Here is a 25,689-nt window from a genome sequence, read left to right as displayed (position 1 = left end):
ATTGTGATGTGTTTTATATAAAGTTCCTAGTATTTTTTTCTTACTGCATTCTTGCTTTCAGATCCTGCTCACGCTGATAAAGCTTGTTTTGCTTATCTTTAAATCCGATTCTGCATTCATCTACCTGCTTCTGGAAAATCTTGATGTCTTCTGATGTTGTTGAGATCACTTTTTTGTCATCAAAGTACATTTTATAGAATTTAGCGATCTGAGGATAGGCATCTTTTCGGATATCTACTACATCAGTCCCGTTAAAATAGCTGTTAAGGTCATTAACGCCCAACTGAATATTGTTTTCCACAAAAGGCTGTGGGCCATCATTGGTAAGCTTGGTGATCATGGCATAAGTACTGTCCATGATAGGTATAACCACTTTTTGGTGCTGCTCAAATTCAGCTTTCTGCTCCAAATTCTGAATTCCTCTTACATCTTCATCAGAAAAGGGAGATACAAATCCTTTTAAAAAGATGACTCCCAAAAATAACATCGCCGTCACAAGCATCAGTATTAAATAAAAAAACTGATAATGCCTTTCTTTTTTAGATAGTGTGATTTGTCCTTGCATTGCTTTTCTTTTTTATCTTCTTCTTTTACTTCCCGTGAAATTTCTCGTAGGGTCTTTTCTAAGCTCGTTGTTGGTCACTTTTATTTTACCCATACATTCATCCAGATCCCTTAAGACGGTTTTCTTCTGGTACTCTACTTCGATGATCTTGGCTTTTAAAGTCATCATCGGTACAATCTGCTTCATCAGTATAGCATAATGCTTAAAGCTTTGGGCACTGTCTTTACCCATAATATTTTTAGCATCTCTCACGTTATCCATAATACTGGTTCTGAGGAATACATCATTCTCCACCTTATTAATGCTAAGCTGGTTCATTTTGTCGTAAATATCATCAATGTGGTCTCTCAGTACGTCACTTCGAAGCATCAGTTCTTTATAGGCTTCAGCTTCCCGGCTGATCCCTTCCCGTTGTATATCATAACTCTTAAAGAAGAGAAATAAACACGAAAAAGAGACAACCGACAAAACGACAAAAGACAGAATAAACTTCCAAATGCCTATTCTGACGTCAGATTTGTTTAATTTTTTTTCCCTGTTAGAAGACATAATTTGCGATTTGTTTGGCCTGTGAAAATATAAAAAAAAAAATTTATGCGCAATACGTAATTTCCCCAAACCTGTTTCGTGAAAACCCTGATTAAATTAATATTAATTTCCTCTTTGATAAGTTTTTCATAAATTAGACCTCTAAATTTTGAATATCATTCGCCAAATCGATATTAAGAATGAGTAAAATATTATCTAATACCGTGCGTTTTTCTATTGCTGACAGTGATTTTTATTTTAAAAAAATAATGATCAAAACACTTATGGAAAACCCTTTCTATATGCTTCTGAATGACTGTAACAATGGACATGAGCTTGTCAACAGAATTTACAGAAGACAGGAAGACGTGTTCATCATAGAACTTTTTATGCCGGTATTAAGCGGAATTGAAGCCATCAAATACATCAGAAAAAACAATACGGAAACTCCGATTATCACTTATTCCGGCACCTACCAGGAGGATATGGCGGAAATCCTTTCCAAGATTCCTAATATCTATTACTGTCAGAAAAAAAGCACCATTATAAAGGATATTATTAAAGGAAGTATTGCTTCCGATGACTTTGATTACCTGGCTTACTCCAAAGAGTGGGAACAGCAGCCGCTTGCCGTACAGGAATATATGGACAGACAGAAAAAAGGACAGGAAGAGCTTTCTCCCGCTGAAATACAGCTTATGAGATTCTGCTATGAAGGTTTCAGTAATAAAGAAATTGCTGAAAAGCTCAACCTGAGTACGAGAACTATTGATACTTACATTAACCGGCTTACAGAAAAGCTTGGGCTAAAAACTAAACTTCACCTGATCCGTTTCTGTGTAGAAAATGGATATTACAATTCCAGTTTATAAAAAAAATCTGAGCGAGTATTTACCATCTTAAATTCCGGATAACTGATGGAGCCGGATGAGGGCACATTAATTTTTAAATAAAAGTAAGAAAACCCTCCAGAGCCTATTTCTACGGGCATTTATTAAATTTTGTTCATTATTTTTTTGTATCTTTATCCCGTTACATTATTTTATTGTTAAATTATTGCAAGCCCGCCTTAATATAGTATATACATTAAAAGCTCAACTCTTTGAATAAAAATATTTTGCCACTAATTTGCTAGTATTCAATTTTTTTAACTAAATTTGCACACCTAAAATTTAAAATTAAAATAAGGAAATGACAAAGGCAGAATTGGTAAACACCATCTCAAATAAGTTGGGAACAGAAAAGAATGAAACACAGAAAGTTGTAGAAGCTTTTATGCAGGAGATTAGAACTTCTATGTATAATGGGGATAACGTTTATCTAAGAGGTTTTGGATCTTTTATCATTAAAACAAGAGCTGCTAAAACAGGAAGAAATATTTCTAAAAACACTGCAATTGAGATTCCTGCTCATAACATTCCTGCTTTCAAACCTTCAAAATCTTTTGTAGAGAAAGTAAAAACTAAAGTTGCAGTAAAATAAGAACATTAACTGAATATTAACTAGTTACTAAAAAATTAAAATTATGCCAAGCGGAAAGAAAAGAAAAAGACACAAGGTTGCTACTCACAAAAGAAAGAAAAGAAGAAGAGCAAACAGACATAAGAAAAAATAATCTCCTCTTTTCGAGATTTACAATATAATAATATAGTTGGTGGATTTAAATTCTTAAAGTTCACTAACTATATTTTTGTTTGCAACTATAAGATTCCTCGGAAAGCGGAGGGTTTCCAAATATTATTTTAATAAACATATAATGGTTTTCATTCAAAATCCTTATATTTAATAGATGAATTAATCTAGAAAAACATCCACTTCCTATAATCTTAACAATTTTATCTTATTAAAAATGAAGAAAGAACTAATAGTTTCGCATGAAGATGATCTTACAAAGATTGCACTGCTGGAAGACGGAAGACTATGTGAACTTCATGAGCAAGAGGACAAAAGCGATTTTATAGTTGGAGATCTGTTTATAGGAAAAGTAAAAAAACTAGCCCCCAATCTGAATGCAGCATTCGTAAACATTGGATATGATAAGGATGCATTTCTGCATTATCAGGATCTGGGACCTCAGTATCTTACATACAGAAAGTTTTTAAAAGACACTATTTCTAAAAAACAAAGCACTTCGAGCTTAAAAAATTTCGAGATACAACCCGAAATAGACAAAAACGGAACAGTAGACAAAGTAATTGCTAAAGATGATGTTGTTCTACTGCAAATTACCAAAGAACCAATTTCTACAAAAGGCCCGAGAATTTCTACCCAGATTTCATTAACAGGGCGTTTTCTGGTTTTAATTCCTTTTGATAATAAAGTTTCCATTTCCAAAAAGATCAGAAGCTTTGAGGAAAAAGAAAGATTAAGAACTCTTATCGACAGTATAAAACCTGAAGGTTTCGGAGTAATTATCAGAACTGTAGCGGAAGGAAAAAAAGTAGCAGACCTTCATAATGACATGAACCAGCTGGTTCAGAAATGGGAAAGCACTTTTAAAAACATCCAGAGAAATAAAGTTCCGTCTAAAGTTTTAAGCGAAGAAGACAAAGCTTCAGCTATTTTAAGAGACAATTTTAATCAGGATTTCGTAAATATCATCTGCGATGATGAGCAAATGGTGAATGAAATGACAAATTACGTGGAAGTAATTGCCCCTGAAAAGAAAAATATTGTCCAGTTTTATGATTCCCATATTCCACTTCTGGAATATTACAATGTTGAAAAACAGCTTAAACAGAGCTTCGGAAAACACGTTAACATTCCGAGTTCCAAAGGAGCCTATCTTGTTATTGAACACACAGAAGCCCTTCACGTAGTTGATGTGAACTCCGGTAACAATATTACCACCGGAACTGCTGTCAACAAAGAGCATGCACTGAAAGTGAACAAAATGGCCGCTACTGAAATCGCAAGACAACTTCGCCTCCGCGATATGGGAGGGATTATTGTTATCGATTTCATAGATATGCCAAATTCTGATCACAGAAGAGATCTTTACGAGCATCTGAAAGAGGAAATGAAGCGCGACAAAGCACGCCACAAAATACTTCCTCCTAGTAAATTTGGTCTGATCCAGATCACCAGACAAAGAAACCGTCCGGAAAAGCAGATCGACACCAAAGAAGAAAACCCGAACAAAGACGGAGAAATTGTAGCTCCAATTGTTATTGTGGAAAGAATGGGTGAAACCTTAAGAACCATCCTGCAGAAAGAAAAAGGAAAAATCTACCTGCACGTACATCCATTTGTGGAAGCCTACCTTACAAAAGGCATTAAAAGTATCCAGATGAAATGGTTTATCAAATACAAAAAATGGGTAACCATTGTTCCAAGAGATTCTTTTAAATATTTAGAATACAAAATCTACAATGCCAAAAAAGAAGAATTGATAGAATTCTCTAATTAAAAAATTTAAAACCTTCAGTTTTCTGAAGGTTTTTTTAGCTTTGATTTTCAATCAGTTACAAAGATATAATATGTACATAATAGGTATGTGATACGTGTGTAGTAGGTTAATTTTTTAATATTTCAATAATTTTTTATCCCTTTGTATTGAAATACACACAATATGATAAAAAAATTAATTCTTATTTTTATTCTGCTAACCCAGAGCGCATTTTCTCAGATTATTTCCAAAGACAATAGTTTTGCTTCAAATGGAAAATTTACAATTTCAGGTAATAATAATTACTGGTCCAGAATGTTTCAGAATCCAGACGGAAGCATCTATTTTATTTATAATAAAAATAATAGCTCCGGAACTGAAAAATCCTTCTTATCAAAACTTACGGCAACCGGTATTGTAGATACCACTTTTGGGCTCAACGGAGAGCTGGAATTACCCTATGTTTCTACTGATAGCAAACTAAAGAAACAATCTGATGGTAAACTTTTAGTTTTTGGCTTTAATAATGGAGCAGCCATCACCAGAATTCTTCCAAATGGACAAATAGATACTACTTTCGGTATTAATGGTACTTCATTAATACCAGAACTTGGTGTTGATCAAAATGATGCATCTTATGGAATTATACTACAAAATGGAAAAATAATTGTTCATGGAATGGAAGGGACAACCGGTCAAATTCATCATAAAATTTATAGAATAGACAGTAATGGAATTATAGATAATGCCTTTGGAAATAATGGTTCTGTACTAACACAAGGTACCTGGTCAAGTGGATCATTTGTACTACTAGATAATCAATCTAATATCGTAAATCTTACTAATACCGGCATTATGGAAAAATTTGATTCCAATGGCCAACCATTAACTAGTTTTGGAAATAATGGTGTTTTACAAATATCTTATAGCTTTAGTAACTTTGGTACTGGTACTGCATTAATGGATAGTAATAATAATATTATCTATGCTAATATTGATGCTGAAATTATTAAAATTAAACCAGATGGAACAGTGGATAGCACTTTTAATTTTGATCCAGCCATACTTCCTTCACCAATATGGATTACAAATATTATTGAAAAAAATGGCTACTATTATATTAGCGGAGCGAATGAAGATTCTAACTCTACATATTTTATTTCCAGACTTACTCAAAACGGTTCAATAGATTCTGTATTTAACTACTTTATAGAAACGGATAGTACTTTAGTAAAAATTGAAGACTTAATAGTGAATGATAATAATATTATTGCTAATGGGGGCGGCTACGTAGTAAAGTATTTATTCAATAATACGTTATCAACAGGAGAAACAGTAAGGTCCAATACTGATATTGCATTCGAAAATCCTGTTAAAGAGAGCTTTGAATATTTTTCGAAAAATAAAATAGGTAAAATAAATATTTATTCCATTGACGGAAAACTTTTAAAAACTTTTAAAAAGAACAATACACCGGCTTCAGATTTGGCAAAAGGTATTTACATAGCCAATATTATCTTCGAAAATGGTACTTCATCCACCATAAAACTCATTAAAAATTAACAAATTCTTTATATATTTTTTCAAAAGTATTTGCTGTATTCCAGCAAATACTTTTATTTTTAATCTATGAATAAAGACCACCATTACAAAATCACTGTTCAATGGACAGGAAACCAAGGTAGCGGAACGAGCAGCTATAGAGATTACGAAAGGAGCCATATTATTTCAGCAGAAAATAAAGCTATTATTGAAGGTTCGTCTGATCCGGCGTTCCGTGGCGATAAAACGAAGCACAATCCGGAAGATATGCTGTTATCTTCACTTTCATCATGTCATATGCTTTGGTATTTGCATTTTTGTTCCGAAGCTGGCATTATTGTAACAGATTACAGGGATGAAGCAACGGGTATTATGGCGGAGACAGCCAATGGAAGCGGGCATTTTACAGAAGTAACTTTACATCCTATAGTAACTATTTCAGAGGAATCGATGAAAGAAAAAGCAGAAGAACTTCATCATAAAGCTAATAAATTTTGTTTCATTGCCAACTCCGTTAATTTTCCGGTAAAGCATATCCCTACCACGTTAGTTATGTAGTACCACGTTTCAAATTGAACTTCAAAAACAATGATTAACATTACGTTTTAACAGCAATAACTCTAAAAAACTCCACAAAAAGAGAATTATTTAATGAATAATCAATAAAAATAATGATTTACCATCAATAAAAACACAATAATTTAAAAATATTTATCAATTTTATTCAAAATGTAAAGTTTTTTTCCTATTTTTATATAAACAAAACAGACCATGATGAAACCAAGATTGACCATTTTTGATGAACCCATGCTGTATACAGAGGGATTATCAAGACTACTTTCGCAAAGTAATATTTTTAGTACCATTGACATTTGTAATTCTTTAGAACCCCTCACCAAACGTTTAAAAGACCAACCTCCGGAAATGCTAATCATGAGTTCCAATATGCTCATGCTAACGGAACTCTGCAAGCTTACAGAAAATATTATTTCTGAACATCGAAATATGAAAATCATTATCATAGGAAGTTCTTATGATGTGATTGACATCCGGAAACTTTTCAACAAAGGCATCAAAGGTTATCTTGACAAAAACTGCACGTATGATGAATTCCTGAAGTCTATCAACATTTTACTCCTTAACGAAATATACATCTGCGATCATGCAAAGGAAAAAATGATCAGCTTTATCAGCAATGAGCAGGAAAAACCCAACCCTCATATCAGAGAACCTCTTACCCGCCGCGAAATGGAAATTCTAAAACTTATATGCGACGGAAACAGCAGTAAAGATATCTCTGAAAAACTTTTTATAAGTATCAATACGGTAGAAACACATCGAAAAAGAATTCTTTTGAAACTCAATGCAAAAAACTCAGTCGGAATTGTAAAATATGCTATAGAGAATCATATCATCGACTGAAATTCTTCCATGAACAACTCAAAAAAATTCCAAACTTTACAGTTTGGAATTTTTTTGTCTGCATTTGGTCTTGTGACTCAGAATGGGACAGACAGCTCATTAATAAACTTTATTTTAAGGCTGGAAGTAAGGTAAAGAGATTGAAAACCGGGCTACTAAAAACTTATATTGCTTAGACCTTATTATTTCATTTGCAAACAACCCGAATTTCCAATCTCAAGCTTACATTCTGGAACTTTAAAACCTGGACTTTATAGTAGTAATAATCATGTCTTACTTGAAAAGCCCATCAATTAAATGTCAATGAAAATGATAAACAACATTAAACTAAAAACATTAAACTTTGAATCTCGAACCTTATTCATAATCCGGCATTTCTCCGTTACTGAAAAGTGTAGTACGCGTAAGATCTGTCAGACTGCTCGATAGGTCAATGACCATCACGTTTCTTTGCGAAATATTATCATTGGAAGTATTCATAAAAATGATCTGAGCATTATTAGGTGAGAACCTTGGATCAAGATCATTGGTTCCCATTACTTTTTCGCTTTCAGCAGAAATATCACTTACAACGTCGGTAACCATATTATAGATAAAGATGTGGGAATCCAGCTGACGGTAATTTCCACTTCCATCCAGATATCCTGAAATATCGCGGGTAAAGAGAAGAAGCTGTCCGTCTACAGAGAAATTCAACCCACCGCTGGCTCCGACAGAACCGGACAATATGGTTTTCAGAACACCTCCAGTCATATCGATTACATAAATTTTGGTGTTATATCCATTATAATCATTGGTTTTCAATGCGATCTTACTTCCATCATAGCTCCAGTCGCATTCGGAAATTAAGCTTCCATCCGGAGTGGTATACACCAGACTCAGACCGCTTCCGTCTTTATTGATTCTATACAGTTTATTAAAGTTAGAATAAATAAGCTCCTTACCATTGGTACTCCAGGCAAAATCCATTTCATAGTTATTAAAGCCTGCTACGGGAACCGTTGTTACTTTAAAAGGATTGGAACCATCAGGATTAGCGGTATAAATATGGGTACTTCCGCCTTCTGTACGAAGAAATGCTATAAGACCTGCATTATTATTTTTACGTGGCCGCCAGCTGTTGTAGGAGGAATTGGTAAACTGGAAGTTATTTCCCTGATCATCACTGGAGACGATAACGAAGTTTCCATTTTGTTTTTGGGTGTAATGATACCTGTTGGCGGGAACAGTATTGGTGGTAAATTTACTGGTAGAGCTTAAAACTGGCTGGTGAATGCCGTCCGAAACAGACACCTGCCAGAAGTAACTTACACCAAACTTCAGATTTGAAAGCGTATAGTGGTTAGCTGTCAAATCATTAACCTGAATCACATTAGTGTCAAGATTATTTTTAATTGTCAAACTGTATTTTAAAACATCCGCTGTATCCGGATCTGTTGCGCTCCAGGTTAATTCGACGCTCAAAGGTTGATTTACTGCGTTATCTATCGGACTTAGCAACTGTGGTGTAGTGGGAGGAGAATTCAATGAAGTATCATCATCCATCTCAAAAACCGCTGTTACCACCTGATTTTCATTTTGTATATTGACTGATTGAAAGCTTGTGATATATCCTGAAATTTCTGCTTTCACAGAATAATTCCCCACCGGCATGGCTGCGATTTCAAATGAACCGTCTGTGCCACTGAAAACCGTCTGTGTCGTAGGATTAGTGAAAATTTTCACATTAGGAATCGGCACATTACTGCCTCTTTTTACGACTTTTCCTTTTAACGTTCCTGTTTGAGCCTGTTCTACAAGGTCTTCATTGCATGAAAACAGACAAAAAGCAAAGATGAATATGCTGAGTATTTTAATTAAAGTTTTCATAATTCGTGTTTTTATTTGTTTCCGAAGTAAAAATTGATTCCTATACCAAAGCGTAAAGCCTGATCTTTTCTTTTTCCATTCACAAGGCCTTCCCAATCATCTTTGAAGCCCATGTCATATTGAGCGGAAGCTCTTAATGAAAAATTCTTGCTGATCATATATTCCAGCCCGCCTCCTAACTGTGCTTTATATTGAGGTTTGTATTTTGAATACATTGCTCCTGCTCCGCCATATAGGTATGGACTGAATCTGTATTTTGGGAAAAGTATATATTCCAGGTTTACTTCGGGACCATAATAGTTTCTTTTCACAATATTTGAATTTTCAAGAGTAAAATAATTGCCATTTATTTCTACATTCAGGTAAGGAGTCAGGAAATATTTGAATCCTACTTTTCCTCCTACGTTCATTTTAGGACCTACATAATCATCTCTGACTTTCTGTCCCTCAACATTAGCAAACATGGAAAATTTCTGTCTGTAGTTTTCAGGATATCTTCCACCTACTACTCTTCCATCATTTTGATCCTGTTCTTTATTATAATCATCGATTAAAGTTTGGTATGCTCCATTAGGATCAACTGCTTTCCCCCAAATTTTATCTCTGATTCCTTCTACGATGAGAGATTTTACCGCTTTTTCAATCGCTTCGGTAACAGCAAGCTGTACAGGCTCATTCTGAGTGAGTCCTACCTCAGCTTCAAGGAGTCTTTCCGTATCAATATATCTGAAAAAACTTCCGTTTACGCTTGTTGAAAGGATTGTTTTAGAGGTATAAACCGTTTTAAGAATTTCTCCGTTAAGCGTAGAAACCGCACGAAGATAAATGGTAATTCTGTCCTGACGATACTGTGTGGAAGCGCCAATACCGAAGTATCTGGCTCCAAGCCCTCCTGTAAGAATATTACTGTCATAGGAAATGACACCGCCTTCAAGAAGAATTCCGGCGTATAAAAGAGGGGGAAGTGCCTGGCTGTTTTTGTCTGCATCCTTTATATACTCCTGACGTGTGGAGCGGATGATTTGTCTTTCATTGAGAAGATTCGCAATATTTTCCCTTTCAATAGGGATAAACCAATGGCTGTCTTCTAGTGCTTTGATGAGAATGGTAGTGGTACCTTGGGGAACTGCCGTACTCCAGTTGTTTCCGTTTTCGGAGGGTTTGTACTGGCCGGTCTGGTCTCTGAATTTGTAGACTCCTATTACAATCTTCTCTTTGGGAAGCGGGAGATTTTTCAATTCTGCGGTAGAAGAGGTAACCTCTCCCATCGTTGGTTTTTCGGGATCCGAAGGTAAACCAAATATTGAACTACAAGCCTGCAGAACACATAGCAGGAAACTACAGAAAAAGATTCTGGTGTAAGTGTAGGTTGTCATGGTAAGTTTATTTTTAGTTATTTCCTATTTCGGAATTACGATCTCGGACTGATCGCCATTGCTGGTATCCAAAATATTGATTAAAAGTCCCTGATTAGTATTGGTAATCTGTAAATAAAGCGATCCAAAAAGATAATTTCCGGGCTTTATATTTCCATCACCAAACTGTTCATCAAACAGTTTTCTTGAAAGTTCACTGAGGATTTGTCTGTTGAGACTCTGGGTAAAACTATCAAGAGAGTTTACACGATCAAGCAAATTGCTGTAATCATTTTTTTCATCAAATTGGTTTTGTGCATTAGCAGAGCTTAAAAGCCACTGATAATTAAATGTATCTCCTCCGAAAGCCGGATTTACCGGTTTATAGACGAGCTGCTGAGATTTTCCGTAGAAAATACCCGCAATACATGTCAAAAAAATGATAAGGGTTTTCATGGCGGACATTTTTAGTAGATGAATTCATTTTTAATAAGGTTTTTCTTAGCGTTAAATTCCTTGATATATTTTAAGCTGTAGGCCAGCTGTTCTTTTAAATAATCTTCTGCCGGATTGGTCATAAAACTGTAAATGATTTTATCCTCAATCTGAATATTGATCTGACCGCTTGTTCCACGAAGAGGAAGTTCTGTAATGGTAACAGCGCTGCTGCTCTTATCCGGAAGCTGGCTGTACTGCATATAAAACAGATCATAAAAATCTTTTCCTACCTTGGTTTTGGTTTCATCAATAGTAAGTCCTCTCAGTTCGTACGCGGCATCCTCTTCTATCTTGGCTGTTTTCTTTTTAAAAAGATCACTGTTCAGTTCCAGACTATCTTTGGCTACCAGCTTTTGTGTTTCTTCATCCCTGATATAAAGGAAAGCTTTCAACGCATCTTTTGATTCAAGGTTTACACTTATTTCTGATAATATTTTGACTTCATTGGGGTTGACAGAAAATTTACCACTCTGCTGATTGTTTGAAAGATTTCCTCCGTTTCCTTTTTTAATAGAAACCAAAAGATAATTCAGTTCCTTATAAACGGTAGTATTGTTCATAACAATGGCTTTCAATATAATCTGATTTTCAAGGAGACTGCTCTCTATCCTGGCATTTACTTTTTTATCTTCCTGCCCATAACCCCATACAGACAGGAAGGCAAAAAAGGTACTCAAGCTAAGGGAATATAAAAGTTTCATCATTTGTGTTTTAATAGTTTCTCATGAAAACTGTTTTATTATCCCCTTTTACATTGATCTGAATTCCGTCCGAAATACTATTACTTCCGGTGACATCAATAATATTATTATTTCCCTGTGCAGTAACAGCAGCTTTTGTTTCTTTATCCGTAAATGAATTGATAAAATATAAGGTATTAAAATCCCCCAGCTGTTTTACCACAATATTAGTTCGGGCGTTAAGAGAAAGCTCTGCATTATTATAATCACCTATCTGAGTGATATTGGAACCGTAAGAATTCTGATCAGTCTGCTGTCTGGCTATAAGATTAAAGATTGTATTACTGTTGACCTTATCCCAGTCTATCTCTTGTGCCTGCAATCGCAATAGTGCGAAAAGAGCAAAGGCACTCCATCTTAAAGTAAACATAGCCTATCTGGTTTTAATTACATCTATACAAATCAGAGAAAAGCGAAGGTAAAAAAGGAGAAACACTGCAGTTTCTCCTTTACAATTTCTAAGATTTACAGTATGTGTTATAGGGCTTAATTGGATTGATTCACAACCATAGAGTTTCCGTTACCCATCTGAGTTCCTACATGGATATGAGAATCACCGCTCTGAGCTACCCAGGTAAAGTTACCGTTACCCATCTGAAGGTCAATAGCCGTGTTGGAATCTCCTACCTGGAACTGATAAAGCTGGTTGGCGTTACCTGTCTGTACTCCTACAGAAGTATTATCATCTCCTACCTGTACTGAAGCTGCTATATTATTATTTCCTGCCTGTGCATGAGTAGCACTGTTATCATTACCATCCTGATACTGAACAAGAATATTATCAGCACCTACCTGAATTCCGGTAGCATCATTTCTTCTTCCAAGCTGAATTTGATAAGCTTCATTACCACTACCTAATTGAATAGCTGAAGCATCATTTCTTCTTCCGTCCTGATATTGAACGACTGAGTTTCCTAATCCGATCTGTACCGAAGAAGCATCATTTCTTCTTCCGATCTGAGTTTGTTCTGTAGAGTTAAGTACTCCAAGCTGCCATGTTGAAGCAGAGTTTCTGTTACCCATCTGCATTACTTCATTTGAGTTTCCGATACCCACCTGATCCACATCTATAGAGTTTCTGTTTCCGATACTTTGCGCATTATTGACGTTTAAAATTCCAACCTGATCAATATCTGCAGTATTACGATTCCCTGTTTGTGTAAGAGAATTGATGTTCAAAAGACCAGTCTGGTCTACAGTAGCAACATTTAAGTTTCCTGTTTGGGTAGTTACATCAATATTGAATTGTGCAAATCCGAAACTCATGGCGAATAGTGTAAGTACACCTGTAAGTAAATTTTTCATCTTAGTAAAAATTAATTGGTTAATAGTAAGGCAAAGGTAGCTTCTACATCAAAGTGAAAAACCACCATCAAAGTGTAAATTTCAAAAGTCACGGTTTATAGTTGGACGGGTCACCAATTGCCGTTGTACAGATATCATTGTTTTCAGTGACGGGAAAATACGGTGGTGAATTATCAACTAAAAGTAAGTCCGTAAACGGTGAATATTAAATAGTTTACAAATACTATCCACACTCATTATTTCACTTTTAGCACATCATTAAAACATCACAGTGAAGAGTTTTAAATTCTTCATCATTATTAATGTTTTTTATTCGCATATTAAGTAAAATCAATGACTGAAATTAAACATTAAAGTTTTTAATATTAAAATTTTAAATAATTATCTCTTATTGACCATGATGATCTATTTTTGACCTACAGTTCATTATCAACCATCTTTCAATCCTAATTTCCACATAGGTTAATTAATGTTAAGGCATTTATTTCTTCAATATATATTGTTAAATTTGAGGTATGGAAAATTTTGGAAAAGATTTATTACGAAAAATAAAAAGCGTGGAACTTCCCGGTGAACATGCACACGGGGTATTCTCCCCTCCTTACCGACCCGTTTTTACCTATGATGAAGTATTGGCAAAGAATCCCAAATTTGCAGCTGTCAATATTGTTCTCTATCTAAAAGATAACGAGTGGTATTTTCCATTGATTCAAAGAACGATTAATGAGCACGACAGACACAGCGGGCAGATATCACTACCTGGAGGCAAGCGTGAGGAAATGGACAGAGATTTTGCTGAAACTGCGGTTCGTGAAACCTCTGAAGAAATAGGAATAGATAAACATTATGTAAGGATCATCAGAGAAATGTCTCCTATTTATATTCCGCCAAGCAATTTTTATGTATATCCCTACATCTCTTATACTAAAAAGGATCCTACCTTCATTCTTCAGCAGACAGAAGCTGTGGAAACAATAGAATTTCCCATTACTTCCTTTCTAAACCTGTCCGACATCCCCGAACTCATGGCTTTGCCTGGTGCAAGCGGACATGAAGTTCCTGTAATCAATTTCAACGGATACATCATCTGGGGTGCTACAGCGATGATATTAAGTGAATTCAGCCAGTTGCTGAAAAAAATGTAACTTTGCACTACCGTGTTTAATTGAGAGATGGCGAAGAAAAATATTTTTACCGATGCATTCGGAACCCCTTATTTTTTGAAAAGGTTTATTATTTTTATTTTAGGAGTTGTATCATACAGACGATTCAACGGCTTTAATAAGTTAAAAATAACCGGTACAGAACACCTTGTGGATCTTCCGGACTCTAACGTGCTTTTTGTATCGAACCATCAGACCTATTTTGCAGATGTGGCAGCAATGTACCATGCCTTCTGTGCAGTAAACAATGGATATTTAAACACGATAAAAAACCCGATCTATCTGCTAAACCCTAAGATTGATTTTTACTATGTAGCAGCAGAAGAAACCATGAATAAAGGTATTCTTCCCAAGATTTTTAAAATTGCAGGGGCTGTCACAGTAAAAAGAACATGGAGAGCAGAAGGAAAGAATGTCAACAGAATGGTAGACATGAGTGAGGTAGATAATATTATGAAAGCATTGGACAATGGCTGGGTGGCTACTTTCCCTCAAGGAACTACATCAGCTTTTGCACAGGGACGAAGAGGAACTGCCAAATTGGTGAAAAATCAGCGTCCTATTGTAATTCCAATCAAAATAAACGGATTCAGAAGAGCTTTTGATAAAAAAGGACTCCGCGTAAAGGTAACCGGTGTAAAACCTACGATGGAATTCAAAGCTCCTTTGGATATTGATTATGATAATGAAAAAGCACCGGAAATTTTATTGAAAATCATGACTGCCATTGAGCAGACAGAAGATTTCAACCTATTACACAGTTATGATGAAGAACTTAAAGCTAAAAAATTAGAACAAAAGGACTCAAATAATTAAAGTAAATAGAAAAATTATGAACAAAATACTTGGAATATTATTCGCAATCATAGTATTAGTTTCATGCAACAGCCAAAAGGTATATTCGGATTTTGATATCAGCTATTCGAAAAGTGGAGGCTTTGCTCCTGTATATGAAAACATGCTTATAAAAGGCAATAATGCACACTACTCTTTTGAAGGGCAGGGCAAAAAATATAAACAGGATTTTAAAATTTCTGATGAAGATCTGAATAAACTGGATCAGGTTCTTTCTCAGAATAATTTCAGAAAAATACAGGAAGACCGCAAAAAATTGTATGACAATATTTCAACTTCCATCAACATCAAGAAAGGCCCCAATGAAGGCAGTAAAACAGATGCCAGTCTGATTACTTCAAATTATCAGAACAATTGGAATACTATTCTTGAAGCTTTTCAGCAGATCATAAATACTAATGTTAAAAAACAGTAAATACAATTGAAAACCCACTTCATTGCCATTGGCGGAAGCGCCATGCATAATCTTGCGATTGCATTAAAAGACAAAGGATATCAGGTGACAGGTTCTGATGACGCTATTTTTGAGCCGTCAAAATCCCGATTGGAAAAGAAAGGAATTCTGCCTCAGGAAATGGGCTGGTTCCCGGAAAAGATCACTCCGGATATTGATGCTGTTATTCTTGGAATGCATGCACATCAGGATAATCCTGAGCTGGCAAGAGCAAAAGAGCTGGGTCTGAAAATATATTCTTATCCTGAATTCCTGTACGAGCAGTCTAAGAACAAAACCAGAGTTGTCATTGCAGGATCACATGGTAAAACAACCATTACTTCAATGATCCTTCACGTACTGAATTTCCACCAGAAAGATGTAGATTTTATGGTAGGTGCTCAGCTTGAAGGTTTCGACTGTATGGTAAAACTGACTCAGGATAATGACTTCATGGTATTGGAAGGTGATGAATACCTTTCTTCCCCTATTGATCTTCGTTCGAAGTTTTTACTGTATCAACCCAATATTGCTTTAATGAGTGGTATTGCATGGGATCATATCAATGTTTTTAAAACTTTTGATGATTATATTGATCAGTTCAGAAAATTTGTAGCAAGTATTACAGCAGGTGGAGTCTTGGTATACAATGAAGAAGATGCTGAAGTAGTAAAAGTAGTGGAAAATGCTGAAAACTATTTCAGAAAAATCCCTTATAAAACACCTGAATATGAAATCAACAACGGGAAAGTATATTTGAAAACCGAAATGGGCGATGTTCCACTTTCTGTTTTTGGGGCACACAACCTGTTGAATATGGAAGGAGCAAGACATATCTGCCAGCAGCTTGGCATTATGGATGAAGACTTCTATGAGGCTATTATGAGCTTCAAAGGAGCGTCCAAGCGCCTTGAAAAAGTAGAAAGAGAAGATAAAGGGACGCTTTATAAAGATTTCGCTCACGCACCAAGTAAGGTGAAGGCTGCAGTAAAAGCTTTTGCAGAACAGTTTAAAAATGATAAGAAATACGGATTTCTGGAGCTTCATACCTATTCCAGCTTAAATCCGGCTTTCCTTGAGCAATATGACCACGCCATGGATGGCCTTGAAGAAGCTATTGTTTTCTATTCTGAAGATGCTTTAAAGATCAAAAGAATGGAACCTATTTCTCCAGAGTTTATCAAAGAAAAATTCAAAAATGAAAATCTAAGAGTTTTCACAAATGCTGAAGATCTACATGCTTACTGGAATACACTGGATAAAACGGATGGCGTTTATCTGATGATGAGTTCCGGAAATTTCGGAGGTCTTGATTTAACAAAATAATGATCTTCATCGCCAGTTTGGCTTAAAAATTTAATGTTCAGAAATACTTTTCAACATAATAAAAACTTCTTTCAAACGAAAGAAGTTTTTTATTTTCCAAATAAAACAAATTTTCAAAATAAATAAAATACGTTTTATTTATTTTATCATAAAATTATTATTAATGTAAAATATTTATCAATAAATAAACCAACTTATAAATATCATTTTAAAATAATTATTTAATTCATTGATAATCAATAAATTGTGATTTACTATCGTAAAATATTTTTATATATTTGAGATGAATAAAAAAGCATAAAAATGAAAAAAGCTATCTTATTTATCGTTTTCCCAGTCACTATATATGCTCAGGTTGGGATCAACACAAACACTCCTGCAAAAACACTTGATATCAATGGAGAACTACGAATCCGAACTTTGCCGGCTGGTGTAGCTGCTGATGACATCCTATCTACGGATGCCTCTGGAAACGTAAGGAAGGTATCCCGAAGTGACCTCAGCAGCGGATCATCATCCGGATTCAACAATACGATACTGGGATACGATCCAAAACCGGTAGCAACAAGGCCACAACCACCAGGTGCATTACCGGGAGGAGGTACAGCCACTGAGCTTGGATGCAAGAAATGGTCTGGGAATAATCATACCTATTGTGCATATCAGCTTTCACAAGCTATTAACTGGTTCAATGCATTCAGTTTTGGAAAACAAATGGGCGGATATCTTGTAACAATGCCTAATGATGCAGAGAGAACGTGGGTTAATACTAATATTGTAGCTTCAGGGACGGGTTATAACTTGGCCAATAATGTATGGATCGGATTTAATAAAATTCAGAGACCAGGAAATCCGGATCAGCTTCAATGGATTACCGGAGAAGAATTTAGAATCAACTGGTCTACCAATCCTGCCACTACAGAAAACTGGTTTAATCCCGGAGAGCCTAACAATTCAGGAGGAGTAGAGGGAGCAACCCACATATTTGCAGGCAGCGTAAATGCTGAAAGAAGATGGAATGATCTAAATGGAACATTGACTGCCAATTCCAGTATCTCCATGAACCAGCTTATTATTGAATTTAATGAATAATAAAAGTACCTATGAAAAAATCAATTTTGCTATTCATTATTCTTCCTTATCTCGCAAATGCTCAAGTTGGAATTAACACAAATACTCCTACAAAAACACTTGACATTAACGGGGAATTACGAACCCGAACATTGCCGCAAGGCGTTGCAGCTGATGATATACTCTCTGCCGATGCCAATGGAAACGTAAGGAAGATTGCCAGAACCGACCTTAGCAGCGGCGGATCATCCGGATTTAATAACTCAATATTAGGATATGATCCGAAACCTGTAGCTACAAGACCTCAACCACCTGGCGCGGTACCGGGAGGCGGTACTGCCACTGAACTTGGATGTAAAAAATGGACAGGAAATAATCATACCTATTGTGCTTATCAGCTTTCACAAGGGATCAACTGGTTTAATGCATACAGCTTCGGAAAGCAGATGGGAGGCTATCTGGTGACCATGCCCAATGATGCAGAAAGAATCTGGGTGGCAACCAATATAGTAGCTTCAGGAACCGGGTACAACTTAGCCAATAATATATGGATAGGCTTTAATAAAATTCAAAGACCTGGCAATCCGGACAGACTTCAATGGATTACCGGAGAAGAATTCAGAATGAACTGGTCTACCAATCCTGCCACAACAGAAAACTGGTTTGCCACAGGAGAACCTAATAATTCCGGTGGAACCGAAGGATCTACCCATATCTATAATACTGCCGGAAACACAGAAAGAAGATGGAATGACTTAAGTGGAACCACCACCACTTTTACAGGATCAGCGATGAACCAGCTTATCATTGAATACAGTGAATAAAAATAAATCAAAAAGCTTCAGAATAATCTGAAGCTTTTTGGTGAAAATATATATATTGTGTTTTAACAAGTCATTAGTTTTTTATATTATTTAATCCAATACTGGACAATACGCCCTTCGTAATTTCCTGATTTAAGATTAAAATTATGTGGTCTCCAGTTGGCCCAGCCACTGTTGCAGAAGCTTGCACCTCCATAATCATCTGTACTGTTGGAGCAGGTTCCGATATGGTGGTTAAGCTGGCTTTCGTTATTCATATATAATCCAAAAAGATCATTCACATAATATTTATTGAAAGTGTAAATCTGCCCACCCGGATAGGTATATGTCAGATTATTGGCAGGTGTATTGTTAGATGCAAATCCGTTTCCTCCAAAAATTCCGGTGAAGAAATTTGCCTGACTATATAAACCCGGTATATTCAATTGAAAATCAACACCATTTAATTTATATAAGGTAACTCCTGTAACAGGTTTCCCAAAATCAAATCCGAATAATTTTCCTGTGGTTGTATTTCCATAGGTAGTATAGTTCCCCGTTGCCAGGTTACCGTCCGTAACAACTGTGTTCAAATAGTTATTTTTTGACCAGTTATCATTTACAGGAGCAACTGTAGAACTTTCTATATCCGATAAAGTAGTACCTGTCTGTCCTTTTTCTTTGATTGAAAAACGATATTCTTTTGAAGTGGAAGTATTATTACCTATATTACTTACAGCTGCTGCAGGTAAAGAAAATGCATATTCATTAAAGATCCCTGTTTGTGTAGTTACTGCGTTTCTGGCAACCTGAGTAGACCATGATTCATTCTGCGTTTGCTCTACCACCAAAATCTGTCTTTCAGAAAGAGATTTAATCAAAGTCCAGCCGCCATTAGACATATCACAATAGGTTTTATAGGGGTTAGAGCTTGCATCCTTCACCCAATAGTAACCGTCTGTTGTTTTTCCGGCACTGAAAATTTCAAGGCATCGGTTGGCAGGATTGGCAAAACTTCCTACTGTGGTTCCAAAAGTGACATTAAAGGTACATACCTGAGGATTAGCACCATTAGTGGTAAAAGAATAGGAATAAGTACCGGCTCCGGCTGGAATCCCTACCCCATGCAGTGTGAAGCTGGTGCTGGCTGCTGTAATGTTTTCCGTTGTTGTAAAACTTACCCCATTATTGGAAGAGGTTGTAATATTAACAGTTCCTGCAGTATTTACATTAGAAAGAGGAACATTCACTGTATTGGTATTATAGTCCATCTGTACCGGGCTATTATAGGTTCCTGAGACTGAAGATCCGGTGCAGTTAATACTGTAACTCACCTGCGAGCTTAGAACATTTACTGTTTTGGAAGTACATGCCGTATCTGTAATTCCTTCATATGAAAAAGAAAGAGTATCTGTCTGTGGTCCTGTCACAGGTGTACCTACTCCATTGAGATTGATAACGTAAGTTCCTGCCCCGGGAAATACTCCGGATTTTTCAAAATAATATCCATTGGGGGTCTTGGCGAGAATATTGTAGGTTCCTGCAGTGGTTACTGTAACGGGTACTGACAAGTAATTACTGTTATTTAATGGTGTTCCCTGTGTATAGCTTCCATATACTTTAACTGAAGTACAATCTGTTGTATAAGCTGCTTTCTGGCTGTTCCCACACAAGCTGATCCATGCTGTATTCCCTGCATTATAATAATTATAACATTTCTGATCTGTATTATAAATAATAAGCCCATCCTCAGTTGCCGCCGCACCAATGGCATCTCTTTGTGCCGTTGTAAGAAGCGGGAAAAGGATTCCGGTATTATTATTTTTAGATATCACATGAAGAGCTGCTTTCGGATTAGGGGTTACCGTATTTATACCTACCTGAGACACCAATCGCAATGAGATTAAAAAGATAAGAAGAGAATAGAATTTTCTGTGTTTTTTCATTTATCTGAGATTATTAAAATATTAGAACATCAATTGTAGTATTTTTTACACTAAGAAACATTTACCCTACAATGGAATACTTTAAATGAAAACTTGAATTCTACTAAAAAAAATATCACATGAATATTTTTACTAATTTTATGCAGCATTAGTATTTTTACTAATTTTACAACATCAAATAATCGTAGAAATTTTATAGGTTTTTATTTATAATTGATTACAACATCTGTAAACAATCACTTTGTATTGGGTGCAAAACTACAGGTTTGAGTAAATCAGGTAAACAGAGAATCAGTCAAAATTCAATATCAACTGAATAAAAGATAAGATATTGTTTAAAAGACATTTAAATAAAATAATTTTGAAAATTATTTGGAAAACACTTTTTAATGGAAAATTTTTATCTAGAAAATATTGAAAGTCTTAAAAAAAGATTTATTCAACAGTACAATATTCTGACATATTGTATACTGATTATACTTATTGTTGTTTTTCAGTTTTACATCTATATCCCGAATATGGCATACTATCTTTTGGGAGGCCTCATTTTTTTAAGCTACAGTAGTTTTCTTATAAAAGACAGATATTCTGCCAGCCAAATTATAAGGGCATACATGATTATTGCACCAGCATATCATTTTTATATTATGCTTACCTTTTGGAATAACTCAATTAGTTTATTTGCTACCCTCTTTCCACTTCCTCTTGCCGCTTATGTATTTTTTTCAAAAAAATCAGCGGTGAGGTATTTACTCTATATGCTGGGGAATATTCTGGCATGTTATATTACCTTAACTGTTTTTGACATTCATTTTCCAAAATACACTCATAATGAGGTCATTTTTTCGGATATTCTCAACTTCATATATACTTTTGCGGTCATCGTTTTGATATTTATTTATCATGACAAGCTTAATAAGCTTCAGGCTCTTACCGGGATCAAATCTGAATTTGATTTCAATGCCCAATCAATGAATGAGCGTTCAGAATTTCCAGACACAGGCAAGTCAGTAAAAAAAGAACATACGATAGATCAGGAAACCGTTAATGAAGTATTTGAAAAACTCAACCATATTATGAGTACAAAGGGATTATTCAAAGATCCAAAGCTTAATATTTCAATGCTGAGCATCCATCTGAAAATTAATTATAATCATCTATCCAAAATCATCCGAAATAAAGGATATCAGAATTTCAATTCTTACCTGAATGAGTACAGGATTAATTATGTAAAGAAGCTCATGTCTGAAACTGATCTTCAAAAAATCACTCTGATGTATATCTACACAGAAGCAGGTTTTTCAAACCAGACTACCTTCAACAGAGTATTTAAACAAATAGAAGGCATTACTCCTTCTGAGTATATTCATAAAAATTTCTCTTCTGAGGACACAGAATAGTTCATTGTCTTTCAATATCTGACATAAAAAATCCTTAAGATATATGATCTTAAGGATTTTTTATTATTGGTCGGTTTAATGTATCCTCCTCTATTTTTCACATTCTCTGATCAGGTTTCTCAAAATTTCTTCTGTAGAAAGTTCGCTATACTGATGTATAGACTGCCCCAACCAGATTGATACAAACTCTGGATTCTGCAGAGATTTTGCCGCTCTACGCAATGCATTGGTCAGTTTGTTCTGATAAGGATAAGGTAAAATATACTCTGAATTTTCAACCTTTTCTATAAATTGATTTTTAATTCCTCTGGCATATCTTCCGGAGAAACTCTTTGTTAAAACAATCTCGTCTTCTTTTACTTTTTTAAGCCTTTCCTTTTCAAAAGATAGTAAAGCACTTTCCCGGGAAACCAATAAAAGATTGCCCACCTGAAAGCCCTGTGCTCCTAAATCTTTAACAGCCTGCAAAGTCCTGGCGTTATAGATTCCTCCCGCATAGATCAAAGGAACTTTTACATGATCATAAACCTGTGGCAGTAAAGGTAACCCTCCGATTTGCGGAATATTTTCTGCTTCAAAACTTCCTCTGTGTCCCCCAGCCTCTATTCCCTGAACACAGATAATATCAATACCGGATTTTTCCAGCAACAACGCCTCTTTCACAGAAGTGCAGGTTCCAATAAGTGTGACTCCGTTTTCTTTTAATTTTTGAATACTCTGATCATCCAGATTTCCGAAAGTAAAGCTTACAATTTTACAGTTTTCCTGAATGATAACATCGATCTGTTCATGGTAGCTGTTTATATGGATATCTTCAAGATCCGGAAGACTTATTTCGATCGTATTTTCTTTGGCCAGCTGCTCAATAAACTGCTTGGTTTTAACATACTTTTCCTTTAAAGAATCAGTTACTTCCGGAATATGATGTACAAAAATATTGACTGCAAAAGGTTTATCAGTCAATCTTTTCATTTCCCTGATCAATTCAACAGACTGATCTGCAGAAAGATCAGCCAGCGCCAACGATCCGAGACAGTCTGCTTTCGCAGCTGCTACAGCCATCTGCACAGTGCTCACTCCAAACATTGGAGCCTGAATAACAGGATATTTTACCCCTAGTTTTTTACTGATTGTCTCCGGCCAAAACATAAGAATTATTTTAATGAAAATTTACGAAGAATGAAGCAATACTTCATACTCAATGATATGATATTGCTCAGAATGTGGAGTAAAGTTTAAGATTCAAGGTTTAAAGTTTAAGGTTATAGATAAACCTCTTTTTCGGGCAGGACAAAGCAGGATTTATCTTGTCTTCCTAAGTTCTTTATAGTGTAATTTTGATTCCGGATCCAATTTCTCTGTAGCATAAGAAAATGTAACAGGAGGCATTGTTTTCACATAAGTGCTGAGAAAATTGTGTAATTTCTTCCTGTCTTTTTTCCCGGCCTCTCTGATCCAGCTTCCTACTGCTTTATTTACCAGTTCGTTCGGATCATGGACAAGGATTTCCGCAATAGCAAAAGTATCCTCCACATCATTTTTTCTGATAAATGCATGTGTACAGACAATAGCTGTCCTTCTTTCCCATGGGCTGTCGGAATAAGCGAGTTTATATAAAATATCCCTCGGCTTATCCATAAGATATTCTCCAACAACATTGCGGGCTGCCCTGTCTACAAAATCCCAGTTATTGAGACGGTCGTGACGGTTGAGATACAGATCAAAAAGGGCTTTTTTATGATTTTCAGACGTTTTTTTACTTCTTGCCTGAAAATCCATGATACTCACCGCTCCCATTCTCACTTCATAAAAATTACTATCAAGAAGCTTATTGATCTCAGCTAAAGACATCATCGAAAACTCCTGGGCTGTAGTAAAAACATCTCCGAATTTCACTCCGAAGCTCTTGGTAGCCCCATCATTTCCTTTGAAAAACTTGTCAACTTTGCCGAGTTCTTTTTCGTTCTTAAACAATGTAAGCGTTTCTATGAATTCTTTTGCAGTCATGGGTTATTTTTTATTTAAAAATCCCACAGATTTCACAATAATTTAGATTCAAAACCTGTAAATTCATGAAAACTGCGGGAAGTATTTATTTTTTAATTTTAAAATTAAATATCTGCTACGGAATTTAACATTTTTTGCTCCCATTCAGTATCTTTAGGATCAAAAAATAATCTTTTTCCTGTATCTAAAGAGCGGACAACGTTCATTTCACCTTCTGTCAGTTCAAAATCAAACACATTAAAGTTTTCTTCAATTCTTGATGGTGTTACAGATTTTGGAATTACTACAAATCCTTCCTGCAGATGCCATCTAAGAATTACCTGTGCTACAGTTTTACCATATTTTTCTGCAATCGCTTTCAGATTCGGATTGTTTAAAAGGCTGGCATTACCATTTCCAAGCGGGCTCCATGGCTGTGTTACGATATTATTTTCTCTGTCGTAAACCTGAAGTTCCTTCTGCTGGAATACCGGATGCAGTTCAATCTGATTAATCACCGGTAAAACAGTTGAATTGGCTTTCAACTCTTCCAGCTTCTCAACGGTAAAATTACACACTCCAATAGCTTTGATTTTCCCTTCATGATACAATTCTTCCAACGCTTTCCAAGTGCCCAGAAAATCTCCATAAGGCCAATGGACAAGATACATATCAAGATAATCCATCTGCAGTCTGTCTAATGTTCTCTGAAAAGCACTTTTCGTTTTTTCATATCCGTGATCCTGAACCCATACTTTTGATGTGATAAACAATTCATCTCTGTTTACACCGCTATTTTTTACTCCAGATCCTACTGCTGTTTCATTCTGATAAATGGCAGCCGTATCAATCATTCTGTACCCTGTCTGAATCGCTTTGATTACCGCGTTCTCACATTCTTTCAGATCTTCCATCTGCCACACCCCGAATCCTAAAGCCGGAATATCTACTCCGTTATTTAAAGTTACCACAGGCTGCCCTGTATATATTTTTTGTGCCATAATTCCTTTGTTATTTTTTATATGTAAAGTAAAAACAAATTTGCAATAAAAAAAATTGAATATAGAAAATGTAATTTATTCGACTTTATTCGATCTAATAAATTAGGTAAATATGTAAGCAACTAATTATTTTTGCAAAAAACACAATGCAAAAAAAATGACACAACATTACTATTATTCCATATATCTCATTTCGACTGATTACAAACCAACTCACTATCATAATCGAAAATAAAATGGAAATATTTTAATATATTTACAGTAACATTAGCGATCATACATATCTAAATTAAAAATGAAAAAAAATTTCTTTGCTAATCTTTTTTTTGTGATGATTTTCTCATTCTGTAATGCACAAAATTATACTATAAAGCAGATAGACAGTTTGATTAGTTATACTGAAAAGGTATATAATGAAAAAAATGATAATAATGTTATTGTATTAGCCAATAGAAACTACAAAATCTCTCAAAAAGCAAACTATCCTGAAGGA

The 25,689-nt window shown here is 35.3% G+C and carries 26 protein-coding genes; 14 read left to right on the top strand and 12 right to left on the bottom strand.

Features of this window, described 5'->3' with window-relative positions:
- Window positions 1-40: 40 nt before the first annotated feature.
- Both ACM6F9_RS00485 and tssO read right to left on the bottom strand, forming a co-directional pair.
- Window positions 41-565 carry a type VI secretion system transmembrane protein TssO gene (locus tag ACM6F9_RS00485; RefSeq protein WP_105704364.1) on the bottom strand — a complete coding sequence of 175 codons (525 nt, stop codon included), beginning with the start codon at window positions 563-565 and terminating at the stop codon, window positions 41-43.
- Between the two features lie 12 nt (window positions 566-577).
- A complete protein-coding gene (tssO, locus tag ACM6F9_RS00480; RefSeq protein WP_129041691.1) occupies window positions 578-1,114 on the bottom strand; it encodes a type VI secretion system TssO in 537 nt (178 codons plus the stop codon).
- A 179-nt stretch (window positions 1,115-1,293) separates the two neighbouring features.
- Here tssO and ACM6F9_RS00475 point away from each other — a divergent pair, with 179 nt between their 5' ends.
- The 6 genes from ACM6F9_RS00475 to ACM6F9_RS00450 all read left to right on the top strand — a co-directional run bounded on the left by ACM6F9_RS00475 (window position 1,294) and on the right by ACM6F9_RS00450 (window position 7,445).
- Window positions 1,294-1,965 carry a response regulator transcription factor gene (locus ACM6F9_RS00475; RefSeq protein ID WP_414843922.1) on the top strand — a complete coding sequence of 224 codons (672 nt, stop codon included), beginning with the start codon at window positions 1,294-1,296 and terminating at the stop codon, window positions 1,963-1,965.
- 319 nt (window positions 1,966-2,284) lie between these two features.
- Window positions 2,285-2,575: an HU family DNA-binding protein gene (locus ACM6F9_RS00470; protein WP_002984212.1), complete on the top strand. Its 291-nt coding sequence runs from the start codon at window positions 2,285-2,287 to the stop codon at window positions 2,573-2,575.
- Between the two features lie 367 nt (window positions 2,576-2,942).
- Complete coding sequence (locus ACM6F9_RS00465) at window positions 2,943-4,502, top strand: Rne/Rng family ribonuclease (RefSeq protein ID WP_414843921.1); 1,560 nt, start codon at window positions 2,943-2,945, stop codon at window positions 4,500-4,502.
- 162 nt (window positions 4,503-4,664) lie between these two features.
- Window positions 4,665-6,044: a T9SS type A sorting domain-containing protein gene (locus ACM6F9_RS00460; protein WP_414843920.1), complete on the top strand. Its 1,380-nt coding sequence runs from the start codon at window positions 4,665-4,667 to the stop codon at window positions 6,042-6,044.
- 66 nt (window positions 6,045-6,110) lie between these two features.
- Window positions 6,111-6,581 (top strand): OsmC family protein, encoded by a 471-nt coding sequence (locus ACM6F9_RS00455; RefSeq protein ID WP_414843919.1) that lies wholly within the window; start codon window positions 6,111-6,113, stop codon window positions 6,579-6,581.
- 213 nt (window positions 6,582-6,794) lie between these two features.
- Window positions 6,795-7,445 carry a DNA-binding response regulator gene (locus ACM6F9_RS00450; RefSeq protein WP_414843918.1) on the top strand — a complete coding sequence of 217 codons (651 nt, stop codon included), beginning with the start codon at window positions 6,795-6,797 and terminating at the stop codon, window positions 7,443-7,445.
- Window positions 7,446-7,802: 357 nt separating this feature from the next.
- Here the strand turns inward: ACM6F9_RS00450 and ACM6F9_RS00445 are convergent, their stop codons facing one another.
- The 6 genes from ACM6F9_RS00445 to ACM6F9_RS00420 form a co-directional block, all read right to left on the bottom strand.
- On the bottom strand, window positions 7,803-9,314 hold the full coding sequence (locus ACM6F9_RS00445) for a carboxypeptidase-like regulatory domain-containing protein (RefSeq protein WP_414843917.1): 1,512 nt from the start codon (window positions 9,312-9,314) through the stop codon (window positions 7,803-7,805).
- Window positions 9,315-9,325: 11 nt separating this feature from the next.
- Window positions 9,326-10,690, bottom strand: coding sequence for a CsgG/HfaB family protein (locus tag ACM6F9_RS00440; RefSeq protein WP_414843916.1), 1,365 nt, complete (start codon window positions 10,688-10,690; stop codon window positions 9,326-9,328).
- A 24-nt stretch (window positions 10,691-10,714) separates the two neighbouring features.
- Window positions 10,715-11,125 (bottom strand): curli production assembly/transport component CsgF, encoded by a 411-nt coding sequence (locus tag ACM6F9_RS00435; RefSeq protein ID WP_414843915.1) that lies wholly within the window; start codon window positions 11,123-11,125, stop codon window positions 10,715-10,717.
- 11 nt (window positions 11,126-11,136) lie between these two features.
- On the bottom strand, window positions 11,137-11,871 hold the full coding sequence (locus ACM6F9_RS00430) for a CsgE family curli-type amyloid fiber assembly protein (RefSeq protein ID WP_414843914.1): 735 nt from the start codon (window positions 11,869-11,871) through the stop codon (window positions 11,137-11,139).
- Window positions 11,872-11,878: 7 nt separating this feature from the next.
- Entirely contained in the window at window positions 11,879-12,277 is a 399-nt protein-coding gene (locus ACM6F9_RS00425) for a hypothetical protein (protein WP_414843913.1), read from the bottom strand.
- 116 nt (window positions 12,278-12,393) lie between these two features.
- Window positions 12,394-13,212, bottom strand: coding sequence for a hypothetical protein (locus ACM6F9_RS00420; RefSeq protein ID WP_414843912.1), 819 nt, complete (start codon window positions 13,210-13,212; stop codon window positions 12,394-12,396).
- Between the two features lie 515 nt (window positions 13,213-13,727).
- On the opposite strand from ACM6F9_RS00420, the gene ACM6F9_RS00415 reads away from it, so the two are divergent.
- From ACM6F9_RS00415 to ACM6F9_RS00390, 6 genes are all read left to right on the top strand, one after another.
- The gene (locus tag ACM6F9_RS00415) at window positions 13,728-14,357 is read left to right on the top strand and encodes an NUDIX hydrolase (RefSeq protein WP_414843911.1); all 630 of its coding nucleotides are present in this window, start codon (window positions 13,728-13,730) and stop codon (window positions 14,355-14,357) included.
- Window positions 14,358-14,384: 27 nt separating this feature from the next.
- Window positions 14,385-15,191, top strand: a complete 807-nt coding sequence (locus tag ACM6F9_RS00410; RefSeq protein ID WP_047373745.1) for a lysophospholipid acyltransferase family protein — start codon at window positions 14,385-14,387, stop codon at window positions 15,189-15,191.
- Between the two features lie 16 nt (window positions 15,192-15,207).
- Window positions 15,208-15,645, top strand: a complete 438-nt coding sequence (locus ACM6F9_RS00405; RefSeq protein ID WP_414843910.1) for a hypothetical protein — start codon at window positions 15,208-15,210, stop codon at window positions 15,643-15,645.
- Between the two features lie 6 nt (window positions 15,646-15,651).
- Window positions 15,652-16,989 (top strand): UDP-N-acetylmuramate--L-alanine ligase, encoded by a 1,338-nt coding sequence (locus ACM6F9_RS00400; RefSeq protein ID WP_414843909.1) that lies wholly within the window; start codon window positions 15,652-15,654, stop codon window positions 16,987-16,989.
- Window positions 16,990-17,292: 303 nt separating this feature from the next.
- On the top strand, window positions 17,293-18,081 hold the full coding sequence (locus ACM6F9_RS00395) for a C-type lectin domain-containing protein (protein WP_414843908.1): 789 nt from the start codon (window positions 17,293-17,295) through the stop codon (window positions 18,079-18,081).
- Between the two features lie 11 nt (window positions 18,082-18,092).
- Complete coding sequence (locus ACM6F9_RS00390; protein ID WP_414843907.1) at window positions 18,093-18,884, top strand: C-type lectin domain-containing protein; 792 nt, start codon at window positions 18,093-18,095, stop codon at window positions 18,882-18,884.
- An 86-nt stretch (window positions 18,885-18,970) separates the two neighbouring features.
- On the opposite strand, the gene ACM6F9_RS00385 is transcribed toward ACM6F9_RS00390, so the two are convergent.
- Entirely contained in the window at window positions 18,971-20,809 is a 1,839-nt protein-coding gene (locus tag ACM6F9_RS00385; protein WP_414843906.1) for a fibrinogen-like YCDxxxxGGGW domain-containing protein, read from the bottom strand.
- A 389-nt stretch (window positions 20,810-21,198) separates the two neighbouring features.
- Between ACM6F9_RS00385 and ACM6F9_RS00380 the strand changes: the two genes are divergently transcribed.
- Window positions 21,199-22,209, top strand: coding sequence for a helix-turn-helix transcriptional regulator (locus ACM6F9_RS00380; RefSeq protein ID WP_414843905.1), 1,011 nt, complete (start codon window positions 21,199-21,201; stop codon window positions 22,207-22,209).
- A 90-nt stretch (window positions 22,210-22,299) separates the two neighbouring features.
- Here the strand turns inward: ACM6F9_RS00380 and ACM6F9_RS00375 are convergent, their stop codons facing one another.
- The 3 genes from ACM6F9_RS00375 to ACM6F9_RS00365 all read right to left on the bottom strand — a co-directional run bounded on the left by ACM6F9_RS00375 (window position 22,300) and on the right by ACM6F9_RS00365 (window position 25,196).
- Window positions 22,300-23,358, bottom strand: a complete 1,059-nt coding sequence (locus ACM6F9_RS00375; protein ID WP_414843904.1) for an NAD(P)H-dependent flavin oxidoreductase — start codon at window positions 23,356-23,358, stop codon at window positions 22,300-22,302.
- Between the two features lie 153 nt (window positions 23,359-23,511).
- Window positions 23,512-24,216, bottom strand: a complete 705-nt coding sequence (locus ACM6F9_RS00370; protein WP_414843903.1) for a DNA alkylation repair protein — start codon at window positions 24,214-24,216, stop codon at window positions 23,512-23,514.
- Window positions 24,217-24,320: 104 nt separating this feature from the next.
- Complete coding sequence (locus ACM6F9_RS00365) at window positions 24,321-25,196, bottom strand: aldo/keto reductase (protein WP_414843902.1); 876 nt, start codon at window positions 25,194-25,196, stop codon at window positions 24,321-24,323.
- 295 nt (window positions 25,197-25,491) lie between these two features.
- Between ACM6F9_RS00365 and ACM6F9_RS00360 the strand changes: the two genes are divergently transcribed.
- The coding region (locus ACM6F9_RS00360) for a hypothetical protein (protein ID WP_414843901.1) at window positions 25,492-25,689 on the top strand (198 nt) is incomplete at its 3' end.

Origin of the sequence: Chryseobacterium sp. IT-36CA2, assembly GCF_949767875.1 — a bacterium.
Classification (GTDB): Bacteria; Bacteroidota; Bacteroidia; order Flavobacteriales; family Weeksellaceae; genus Chryseobacterium.
Note: the sequence above shows the minus strand (reverse complement) of the source record. Positions and strands in the feature narration are given on the sequence as shown.